The following is a 9,712-nucleotide window of genomic DNA, read 5'->3' as shown; positions in this document are numbered from 1 at the left end:
TTTATATCTCCCGGCGGTTTGTGGGGGGGGGGGGGTGTGCCCCCTGGGGGGCGGGGGGGTCCAAGGCCCCCCGGGGGGGGGGCCCCCCAACCGCGACCGCCACCCCGCGGAGGTCAACGCCGCGACTTCCACACCTGCCAGCCCCAAAGGCAGGCAAGCGGCACCAGGGCCCCCACCAAAATCCCCCCGGCGAAGCCGAGCCCACTGCTGGCGTCGCCGTCATCGACGGCAACAGCAACACCCGCCAGGACGACAGCCATGGCCGCAACACCCACCAGCGCATAAAACCGCCGGCTGAAGAACCGCCCCCGCAGGGGAACCCCCGGCGGCGCCGAAATCTCCGCCCCAGGACCAACACTCGCGGCCCGAGGCCGCTTGAACCACGCGTACACGATCCAGTTCCCGCACGCCTCCCACCCCTCGGGAGCAAGACGCTCGTCAAGCCCTTCACGCCCCCGCGTGATCAGCTCCCGCCGGTACTCCCACCGCTGCGGCCGCTCAAGAGCCCGATGGCAGACGAACCGCCCGAGCGCGTCGACCCGCTCGACCTCCCACCCCTCACCGCCGAAGCGGTTCAGCAGCTCCTCGTCGACGTACGTGTCGGCGGTCCACCGCCACGTCTCGACGTGCGCGTCGGGAACCTCGGGCCGCCCCTCTCCCCCGGCAGGGGCAGGCGCCAGATCCCGGGCGAACTCCTCCACGGGCCCGAACTCGGCCTCCGGCTCCGCCCCGCCCGACTCCTCCAGGTGCGCCCGCAGATCCGCGACGGTCGCCTCGACACGCTCGGCGGACACCCCGTGCTCCCGCAGCCGACCGGCCAGGTCATCGAAGTAGCTCGGGCTCATCGCACACCTGCCTTCCCCAGGACCTCACGTACGGACGCGTCGAAGGCGAGCCACAGTCCGCCCTGCTCGCCGAGGGTCTGGCGCCCCGCGTCCGTGAGGGAGTAGTAGCGCCGCCCCGGCCCTTTCTCCGTGGCCCGGAACTCGGCGGCGACCAGGCCCGCCTCCTCAAGGCGGTTGAGCACGGGATAGAGCGTGCCGCCCTTGATCTGGCCGAACCCGGCGGCGCCGAGCAGCTTGGCGATCTCGTAGCCGTAGCTCTCGCCGTCGGTGAGGCTGGCAAGGACGAGCAGATCGAGTACGCCCTTGAACCAGCTGGCCCGGCGGTCGGTCTTGGCGCCCGAGGACGCGGGTGGGGTCACGCTCAGCTTCCCTTCGAGGCCGGCTCGTACGCGGGCACGGAACCGATCGGCTCCGGTTCGGGGAGGGTCAAGTCCCGTACGGAGAGGGCGATGTGGACGGCGATGGGCAGCAGCAGGCTGCCGCTCGCCACATAGAGTCCGGCGAACAGCGCCCCGACGAAGCCGAAGGCGATGACGCCGCTGCGGCCCTGGTAGAAGCCTGCGACGGCGTACACCAGCACCGAAAGGGCCGCCGCCACATAGAGGTTGAGGCCGAGCACGCCGACGCCGAAGGCGATCAGGAGCCCGCGGTAGACGAGTTCGGCGCAGAGGCCGTCGGTGACGGCGACGGCGATCGCGAGGCGGCGCTCCTGTGGCGTGCGCGGCAGCATCGCCTGGATGGAGGCGAGCCCCGGCACGTTCCTGCCGCCCGCGGCGAGGGCGCGCATCTTGCGCCCGGACGTCACGGAGACCACCGCCATCACGACGATGACGACGGCCGTGGACACCGGCGAATCGGGCGCCGCGATGCCGAGGTCGGCGGCGGCCATGCCCGGCGAGAGCAGCAGCACCGCCCCGGCGAGGGCGGCAAGGACCCACCAGAAGGCGAGCACAAAGGTGAAGTAGCGGACGAGAGCGCGTGGTTCGGTGTCGCGGCGGCGCGCGAGCGAGCCGTAGACGCGGCGGCCGAGCCAGGGCTCGCCGAGCAGCAGATAGGCGCCGAGCACGGCGGTGACGGCGGTGGACGCGGCCGAGAAGTCCGGCGAGACGGTCATAAGGATCCCCCTTCCCGAAGGGGCCGCGCGGCGCGTGCCGCACGGCCCCATGAGCATGTGAGCTACCTAGACCGTAAAGCGACCTAGTCAGGAATGCAACCTATCTCGCGATGCCGAGCCTCCCCCGGCACCTCCCCCGGCATCTCCGGTGCCTACTCGACGAAGTACGTCGGGTTCGGCAGCTTGTACGTCTTGTCCGCGTACCCGCCCGCGAGGTCGGAGACCTGGTCGCCGAAGCTGCCGACGATGTCGTAGCCCTTCGACTCGATGTGCTTGCGGGTGCCCTCCTTGAACTGCACGGTGGTGCACTCCCACTTGGCGGGCGTGGCGCAGTCGCTCAGGTAGGCGGGCGGGTTGGTCTTGTCCTTGGTGAACACGTGCTGCTTGTCCAGCTGCGTCGCGTACCCGGCCTTGGCGAGGTTGGTGACGGCGCCCTCGCGCTGCGACTCGCTCAGGCCGGTCAGGAAGAAGACCTCGACGCCCTTGCCCTTGGCGTACTGGACGAGCTCGGGCATACCGAAGACCGCCGGGCGCTTGGCCGCCTTGACGTAGGCGTCCCAAGTGGCGCTGTTGTAGGTGAAGTTGGTGGTCTTCTCGTAGTCGAAGCTGAGCAGCGATGTGTCGTCCACGTCGAGGACGATCGCGGGCTTCTTGCCGTGGCCCGCACCCTTCGCGCCGTGCGCCGCGGCCTTCCTGATGTCCTTCTTCGCCTTCGCCTGGATGCGCGCCAGGTCCTTGGCGTAGGGGCTGTCGGGCGATGAGCGCCAGACGCCGTCGGCGTCCTGGTACGCGCCGTAGTAGTCGTCGATCTCGCCGACGAGCAGGCCGATGTTCTGCGGCTCGGCGGTGTGCCGCGCCGAGGCGTTGTCGGCGGTGGCGGCGCCGGTGCCGTACAGCGCGGCGCCGGCGACGGCACATGCGGTGGCGATACCCGCCACCCGTAGGGACTTGCGCATAGAGCGGTCTCTCCGGATCAGTGTCTGCGTATGTGTACGTAGGGGCAACAAGGTGAGCAGGTCAAAGCCTGTCTACGCGCCTTGTCTACGCGCATCACGCGGGCCCCCGCGAGACCCCGGGGAGACCCTTTACTCGATCGATACCTGATCCGCTCGATCGATAGCTGATCCGTGGGCGACCGCCTGCCGCTACCTGCCCGGCGTCCAGCCCGGATCGCGGCCGCTGAGGCCGATCACCCGGTCGAGGAGCGGGGCATCGTCCGGCACCGCAACGACATTCCCGAACAGGCCGCCCCTGGACGACTCGTCGCCCTCCTGGGGTGTCAGCACCGCCTGGGCCGCCCCGAGGCTCGCCTCGTCAGGGGCGTACGCCTGACCCGTCGCGCGCGCCAGGTCCCAGCCGTGCACGACGAGTTCATCCAGGGCGACGATGCCCGCGACGGCTCCGGGCAGGTCGATGCCGCCCGCGCGGGTCATGCCCTCCCACGCGGCCGGATCCCGCCATGCCTCCACCAACTCGTCGAGCAGCTTGGGCAGTTCGCCGCGCCACCCGGGACCGAGCTCCGGCACGTGGTCCCCCGGGTCCTGGTCGAGCACCGGGCTCATGTCCTTGCGCCCTGCGTCACGGAACGCGCCGGTGAGACCGACCAGGTGCCCCAGCAGATGGCGCACCTCGTACTCCGGACAGGGTGTGGGCCCCGAGAGCTGCTCATCGGTGACGCGCTCCGCGATCCCCGCCACGAGCCGGGCCTGCGGCGCGAAGTCGATCATCTCCGTCATGGGTGCCTCCGAGTCGTTTCCGTCCTTCCTTGGTAGACCCCGGCCGCCCCCGGAACTCATCGCGACGCGCCGCCCGGATCTAGCGACTTCGCCCTATGCGGGACCGGGGGCCTTAGCGCCACGCTCACCAGCCATGACGTCGACGACAACAGGGCGGGTCCTGGCCAACCGCGACGCACGGCTCTGTCTCGGCGCCGTGCTGGTCTCCGGGTTCGGGAGCTCCGCGATGTGGCTGGTCTCCGGGATCTGGGTGAAGGAGCTGACCGGGTCCGACGGCCTCGCCGCGCTCTGCGCGTTCGCCCTGTGGGCGCCCACCCTGATCGGCCCGCTCCTCGGCACCCTCGCCGACCGCACCCGCCGGGGGCCGCTCCTTGTCCGCACGAACCTGGCCCTGGCCGCCCTGCTCACCGCCCTCCTGTTCGTCGATACGGCCGGCACCCTGTGGATCCTCTTCGCGGCGCTCCTCCTGTACGGGGCGTGCGGCGCCGTCACCGACGCGGCGGAGGCGGCCCTGCTGCCCCAGGCCGTCGGCAAGGAGCTGACCGGCGACTTCAACGGCCTGCGGATGGCCGCGAACGAGGGCATGAAGCTCGTCGCGCCGCTCGCGGGCGCCGGTGTCCACGCCGTGTACGGCGGCGCCGGCGTGGCACTCCTCGACGCCGCCACCTTCGTCCTCGCGGCAGGGATGTTCGCACTGCTGCGGGTGCACGAGAGCGCTCCGGCGCCCGTTCGGAGCGACTGGTGGGCGCGGACCGCCGAGGGCACCCGGCACCTGTGGGGGAACGCCCGGCTGCGGGCTCTCGTGGTGGCCGCCGGACTGACCATGCTCACCTCGGGGATCAGCGGCGCGATGCTCTACGCGGTCGTGGCGGGCCTCGGCCACTCACCCGCGTACGCAGGTGTCCTGTACGTCGTGCAGGGCGCCGGATCCGTCGCGCTCGGCATCGCGTCGGGGCCGCTGATGCGACGCCTCGGCATCCGGCGGTTCGCCGGTACGGGCATCGCCCTCACCGCCCTGGCCGCGGCCCTGCACGCACTGCCGTACGACGCCGCCGCCCTCGCGGGCAGCCTCACCAACGGCATCGGCCTGCCCTGCGTACTGATCGCGGGCATGACGGCGGTCCAGCGCGAGACACGAGGAGCCCTCCTGGGGCGCGCGGCGGCGACCGCCAACACGCTGATGTTCACGCCGACCGCGCTGGGCATCGCGCTGGGCGCGGCTCTGGTCGAGACGGTCCACTACGGCCTGCTGCTCCCGGTCCTCGCGGGGGCGCGGCTGCTGATCGCCGCGCCCCTGCTCAAGTCCCCCTCGGAAGCGGTTACTTCACAGCGGCCCAGCGCTTGATGGTGGCGGTGACCTCGGCCCGCTCGGCGGCGGGCAGCTTGGCGATCGAGGCGCCGTGGTTGGAGCCGGGCACCTCATAGCGGTAGGAGTCGCGGTGGCTCGGGGTGAACTTCTCCGCGCTCCACGGATCGTTCTCGCCGTAGATGAACATCATCCGCTGGCCGCGGGTCTTCACCCAGCGGTCGACGTCGGCGATGGTCCTGTTGTTGTACGAGCCGCGCATGGCCTCGGGCAGGACCGAGTTGGGCTGGTAGATGTCCGGGTGGTGGCGGACATCCTTGAGGTGCTTGAACTTCAGGTCTGCCCAGCCGAGTTGGGTGGCGGCCTGCCGGTAGTAGGGGCCCGTGCCGTTCGTGCCGAGGGTCTCGTCCTGGTAGACGCTGAAGCCGTGCTTCTTGGACCAGTCGTACAGCTCGTCGTCGGTCGCCTTCTCGGCGTCGGGCACGGTCGGGCAGTTGTCGATGGTGCCGCTCTGCCAGAAGTTCCACACCTGGTCGAGCACGGCGAACTCATAGGCGCGGTCCGTGCTGCCGAGGGTCTCCTCGAAGGTGTCGCCGTTGGCCTTGGCGTCCGCCTCGAACTTGGGGATCAGGGCGTCACGGCGTACGAGCATCTCGCGCTGCACCGCGTCGAGCGCGCTACGGCACTCGGCCGTCCCCACCGTCTTGAAGAAGTGCTCGTAGCCGCTGTCGTCCTTGTTGTTGGCGTCGTTCGGCGCCACGAACGCGACGACGGCGTCCAGGTCGTCGGGGTAGAACCGTTCGTGGTACGTCGCCGTCATGCCGCCCTTGCTGGCGCCCGTGCCCAGCCACTTGCCCTTCTCGATGCCGCGCAGCGCCTGCGTGAGGCGGTGCTCGTCGGCCGCCTCCTGCTGCACGGTGAGCTTGGACCAGTCGGAACCTGCCGCGCCCGATGGCCGGGACTGCTCGAAGTAGCGGTGCTCGACGCTGACTTGATTGGCGTCGATCAGCTTGGTGAGGGCGGTGGTGTTGGAGGCGAGGGTGTAGCCGCCGGTGTAGAGGACGGTCGGCTTGTCCGTGGACTTGTGCCAGAGGGTGGCGCGCTGGGTGAACGTGCCGGCGTCGGGGTTGTCGTGGTCGACGGGCTGGGCGTAGGTGAGCGTGTAGAGGGGGTAGCCCTCGCGGTCCGCCACGGAGACGACCTTCATGCCGGGGATCTTCTCCAACTGCTCCCGGATGTCGGGTGCGGCGGCCTGTCTCCCGTCCGTCTGCGCGGCGGCGGGCACGGCCCCGCCGAGCACCGCCGCGCCTGCCATGAACCCGGCACAGAACAGCGCCGATATCCCCTTGTTGCGCACCTTGTCTCCTCGTGCTGGAGCGAATGGTTGCGCGGATGGTAACCGTCTTCACTTCACGGGCGACAGGGGCTATTTGAGGCTCGAAAGGGCGTTGCGAACCCGCGTGAGATCCGCGTCGGACGCCAACCCGGCGTGGTAGAGCCGCAGTTCGTCGGCGCCAAGATCGGCCGCGTGTGCGGCGTCCGCGGCGAGGGTGGCGGGGCTTCCGCCCATGCCGGACACGACGGTGAGGTTCGCGGCGAGCGTGGTGCGGTCGGTGCGGTGCGGTGCGAACGCGGTCAGGGCGTCCGCGCCGCCCGTGCAGGGCACGACCACGCCGTCCGCCACGGAGAGGATGTGCGCGGGGTCGACTCCGGCGTTCGCGCCGCAGTGGTACGTCACCGGGTCGGCGTGCAGCAGCACGGGGAAGCCGTCCGGTGCGGCCGCGCGCACCGCGGCGATCGCCGCCTCCTGGAGGGTGCGTGCGGTCTCGTCGCGCCACGCGCGCGCGGCGGCCGCCGTGTCGGCGCCGATGAGCTTCTCCACGGCCGCCCAGCCGCCGGCGGGCTCCTCGCCGCGCCATACGGGCTCCAGGGCGCGGCGGACCGCGGGGGCCAGCTCATCGGGGTCCAGGCCCTGTCCGGCGTACCCCTGACGGCAGTCCGCGCAGAAGCAGAGCGACATCAGGTACTGCCCTGCCTCGCCGAGCGGCACCCCCGCGGTCTTGTCGTGGGCGTGCAGATGCGCGAGGCCGTACCAGCCGAGGGACTCCAGTTCGGTGCCGCGCGCGCCGGGGCGTACGGCGGCTTCCGCGGCGAGGTCGACCAGGTACGCGCGCGTGGCGGCCTTGGCGATGCAAGGCGCCCAGGGGTAGCGGTCTCCGTAGGCGTTGACGACGGAGGTGTGCGGATGGTCGGCGCCCATGCGGGAGTTGTGGGCGAGGACGACCCAGGTGTGCACGTCGAGCCCGGCGGACGCCAGCGCCTGGGCGGCCTCTCCGTAGGCGTCGCCTCGGGCCCAGTTTCCCGGCGCGTACGGACGCAGTTCGCGCCCCTGCCAGCGGGCGTCCGGCTCGTACAGCACCGCCGCGTGCTCGGCGGTGACGATGCGGTGGCGGGGGTGGCGCGGGGTCAGCGCGCGCGTGGAGTGGTAGGCGGCGGCGAGGGTGACCTGCTGGACGCCGAGGGCGGCGATGCGGGCGGGCGCCTCCGGGTCGCCGACGACGTCCCAGGGGTAGAGGAAGGCGGAGGTCCTCACGCGTCCGCTCCCGTCCGCAGCAACGCCCTGCCGTGCTCGGTCAGTTCGGCCAGGCGCTTGACGTGGTCGTCGGTGGGGTCGTGCAGCGGCGTCCGCACCCCGCCGACGTCGAGTCCGGCCAGGCGTACGCCCGCCTTGACGAGGGAGACCGCATAGCCACGGCCTTCGCCACGCAGCTCCACGAAGGGCCGGTAGAAGCCGTCGACGAGCCGGTTCACGGTGGCGTCGCCCTCGGCGTCCCCGGCATTGAAGGCCCGGTGAAAGGCGAGCGCGATGTCGGGCGCGAAGCAGAAGACGGCCGAGGAGTAGAGCGTCACGCCGATGCCACGATAGGCGAGTCCGGTCAACTCGGCGGTGGGCAGTCCATTGAAGTACAGGAAATCCTCCGGGACTTCACTGCGTACGGCGCTGACGATGCGCTGCATCAGGTCCATGTCGCCGAGGCCGTCCTTGAAACCGATGATGCCCTCGGTGCGGGCGAGTTCGACGACGGTCTCGGGGGTGAACACGGCGTTGTCACGCTGGTAGACGATCACGTCGAGGGAGGTGGCGGCGGCCAGTTCGGCGTAGTGCCGCAGCAGGCCCTCCTGTCCCGCGACGACCAGGTAGGGCGGCATCGCGAGCAGCCCGTCGGCGCCGGCGCCCTCGGCGAGCTGCGCGTACCGCACGGCGAGCGCGGTGCCGTAGCCGGCGCCCGCGACCACCGGCGCCCGGCCCGCCGACTCCTCGACGGCGGCGGCGACGCACGCCTCGTACTCCTCGGGGGTCAGGGCGTGGAACTCGCCGGTGCCGCAGCAGGCGAAGACGGCCGCCGCGCCCGCCTCGATGCCCGCGCGCACATGCGCGCGGAAGACGTCGAGGTCCACGGAGCCGTCAGGGCCGTAGGCGGTGACCGGGAAGAACAGCGGCCCGCTGGGGATGCGGAGTCGAGCGGCGAGGGGTGCTGACGTCACGGGCTCTCCCTTAGCGTGCACGTTTCTGATTCACGTCCATATTTCTGAACGCGTCCACGCTAAGGCGCGCCCTAACCCCTGGTCAAGCGCGCAGGCGCGCAACAGAACCGCAATTCAGGAACGGATTCGCCACCTCCGTACGACACTTGACGCGGCGGTGATCCGATCCCTAGCGTGTCCACACATGTGAATGCCGTACGCGCACGCGAATATGAAGGCGCATGCGGCAGCTGATCCGAGGAGACTCCCTCATGCCCGCTCCCCGCACCGTCCTGCTCACCGGCGCAGCCGGCGGCCTCGGCACCCTGATGCGGGGTCTGCTGCCCGCCTACGGATATGAGCTGCGGCTGCTCGACATGCGGCCGATCGAGGGCGAGCCGACGGCGGTCACGGCGGACCTCTCGGACCGGGCGGCGCTGCGTGAGGCGGTGCGGGGCGTCGACGCGATCGTCCATCTGGCGGGCATCTCCCTGGAGTCCACCTTCGACAAGATCCTCAAGGCCAACATCGAGGGGATGTACAACCTGTACGAGGCGGCCCGCGAGGAGGGCGTACGCCGCATCGTCTTCGCTTCCTCGAACCACGCGGTGGGCTTCACGCCGCGGCCGACCGGGGACGACCCGCTGATCCCGGTCGACACACCGCGCCGCCCCGACACCTTCTACGGCCTGTCCAAGTCCTTCGGCGAGGATCTCGCCCAGCTCTACTGGGACAAGCACGGGCTGGAGACGGTCTCGGTGCGCATCGGCTCCTGCTTCATGGAGCCGACGAGCGTGCGGATGCTGTCGGTGTGGATGTCGCCGGGGGACGGCGCACGCCTCTTCCACGCGGCGCTGAGCGCTCCCGCTGTGGGGCATGCGGTGGTGTACGGGTCCTCCGCGAACACCCGGCTGTGGTGGGACCTCTCCTCGGCGCGGGCGCTGGGGTATGAGCCGCGGGACGACTCCGAGCAGTACGCGGAGAAGCTGGTCGCCGAGCACGGTGAACTGGACCCCGAGAACCCGGACCACGCGTGCCTGGGCGGCCACTTCTGCACGAACCCTCCGGTGTGGCCGTACTGAGCTCAAGACCGCCGCTCCGCGGCGGATCTTTTGGGGGGGCGCCGGGCGGGCGGCGCCCGGCCCCCCCCGCGGGCCGCCCCGCCCGCCCCCCGCCCCGCCGGGCC

Annotated in this window: 10 protein-coding genes; 2 read left to right on the top strand and 8 right to left on the bottom strand. The window is 71.1% G+C overall.

What is annotated here, in order from left to right; genetic code table 11:
* Window positions 1-113: 113 nt before the first annotated feature.
* The 5 genes from ACFWY6_RS35015 to ACFWY6_RS34995 all read right to left on the bottom strand — a co-directional run bounded on the left by ACFWY6_RS35015 (window position 114) and on the right by ACFWY6_RS34995 (window position 3,695).
* Window positions 114-845 (bottom strand): hypothetical protein, encoded by a 732-nt coding sequence (locus ACFWY6_RS35015; protein WP_384699290.1) that lies wholly within the window; start codon window positions 843-845, stop codon window positions 114-116.
* Entirely contained in the window at window positions 842-1,204 is a 363-nt protein-coding gene (locus ACFWY6_RS35010; protein WP_384699287.1) for a PadR family transcriptional regulator, read from the bottom strand. The genes ACFWY6_RS35015 and ACFWY6_RS35010 overlap by 4 nt, the downstream gene beginning before the upstream one ends.
* Window positions 1,205-1,206: 2 nt before the next feature.
* Window positions 1,207-1,959, bottom strand: a complete 753-nt coding sequence (locus ACFWY6_RS35005; RefSeq protein WP_384699285.1) for a CPBP family intramembrane glutamic endopeptidase — start codon at window positions 1,957-1,959, stop codon at window positions 1,207-1,209.
* A gap of 152 nt (window positions 1,960-2,111) precedes the next feature.
* Window positions 2,112-2,915, bottom strand: coding sequence for an HAD family acid phosphatase (locus ACFWY6_RS35000; RefSeq protein ID WP_384699282.1), 804 nt, complete (start codon window positions 2,913-2,915; stop codon window positions 2,112-2,114).
* Between the two features lie 189 nt (window positions 2,916-3,104).
* The gene (locus tag ACFWY6_RS34995; protein WP_384699279.1) at window positions 3,105-3,695 is read right to left on the bottom strand and encodes a TIGR03086 family metal-binding protein; all 591 of its coding nucleotides are present in this window, start codon (window positions 3,693-3,695) and stop codon (window positions 3,105-3,107) included.
* A 133-nt stretch (window positions 3,696-3,828) separates the two neighbouring features.
* On the opposite strand from ACFWY6_RS34995, the gene ACFWY6_RS34990 reads away from it, so the two are divergent.
* Complete coding sequence (locus tag ACFWY6_RS34990) at window positions 3,829-5,040, top strand: MFS transporter (protein ID WP_384699276.1); 1,212 nt, start codon at window positions 3,829-3,831, stop codon at window positions 5,038-5,040.
* Here ACFWY6_RS34990 and ACFWY6_RS34985 read toward each other — a convergent pair.
* The 3 genes from ACFWY6_RS34985 to ACFWY6_RS34975 all read right to left on the bottom strand — a co-directional run bounded on the left by ACFWY6_RS34985 (window position 5,015) and on the right by ACFWY6_RS34975 (window position 8,547).
* Complete coding sequence (locus ACFWY6_RS34985) at window positions 5,015-6,358, bottom strand: S28 family serine protease (protein WP_384699273.1); 1,344 nt, start codon at window positions 6,356-6,358, stop codon at window positions 5,015-5,017. The two genes, ACFWY6_RS34990 and ACFWY6_RS34985, sit on opposite strands and share 26 nt — an antisense overlap.
* Window positions 6,359-6,427: 69 nt before the next feature.
* The gene (locus ACFWY6_RS34980) at window positions 6,428-7,594 is read right to left on the bottom strand and encodes a hypothetical protein (protein WP_384699270.1); all 1,167 of its coding nucleotides are present in this window, start codon (window positions 7,592-7,594) and stop codon (window positions 6,428-6,430) included.
* Window positions 7,591-8,547, bottom strand: a complete 957-nt coding sequence (locus ACFWY6_RS34975) for a 5-dehydro-4-deoxyglucarate dehydratase (protein ID WP_384699268.1) — start codon at window positions 8,545-8,547, stop codon at window positions 7,591-7,593. Before ACFWY6_RS34975 ends, ACFWY6_RS34980 begins: the two co-directional genes overlap by 4 nt.
* Window positions 8,548-8,798: 251 nt before the next feature.
* Between ACFWY6_RS34975 and ACFWY6_RS34970 the strand changes: the two genes are divergently transcribed.
* The gene (locus ACFWY6_RS34970) at window positions 8,799-9,608 is read left to right on the top strand and encodes an NAD-dependent epimerase/dehydratase family protein (protein WP_384699264.1); all 810 of its coding nucleotides are present in this window, start codon (window positions 8,799-8,801) and stop codon (window positions 9,606-9,608) included.
* Window positions 9,609-9,712 lie beyond the last annotated feature (104 nt).

It is taken from the genome of Streptomyces sp. NPDC059037, assembly GCF_042740015.1.
Lineage (GTDB): Bacteria > Actinomycetota > Actinomycetes > Streptomycetales > Streptomycetaceae > Streptomyces.
The sequence above is the reverse complement of the archived record's forward strand: the minus strand, read 5'-3'. Positions and strand labels throughout refer to the sequence as shown.

Coding starts and splice junctions, on each gene's coding strand:
- ACFWY6_RS34970 (WP_384699264.1), top strand. CDS start 8,799: ATGCCCGCTCCCCGCACCGTCCTGCTCACCGGCGCAGCCGGCGGCCTC.
- ACFWY6_RS35000 (WP_384699282.1), bottom strand. CDS start 2,915: ATGCGCAAGTCCCTACGGGTGGCGGGTATCGCCACCGCATGTGCCGTC.
- ACFWY6_RS34990 (WP_384699276.1), top strand. CDS start 3,829: ATGACGTCGACGACAACAGGGCGGGTCCTGGCCAACCGCGACGCACGG.
- ACFWY6_RS34995 (WP_384699279.1), bottom strand. CDS start 3,695: ATGACGGAGATGATCGACTTCGCGCCGCAGGCCCGGCTCGTGGCGGGG.
- ACFWY6_RS35005 (WP_384699285.1), bottom strand. CDS start 1,959: ATGACCGTCTCGCCGGACTTCTCGGCCGCGTCCACCGCCGTCACCGCC.
- ACFWY6_RS35015 (WP_384699290.1), bottom strand. CDS start 845: ATGAGCCCGAGCTACTTCGATGACCTGGCCGGTCGGCTGCGGGAGCAC.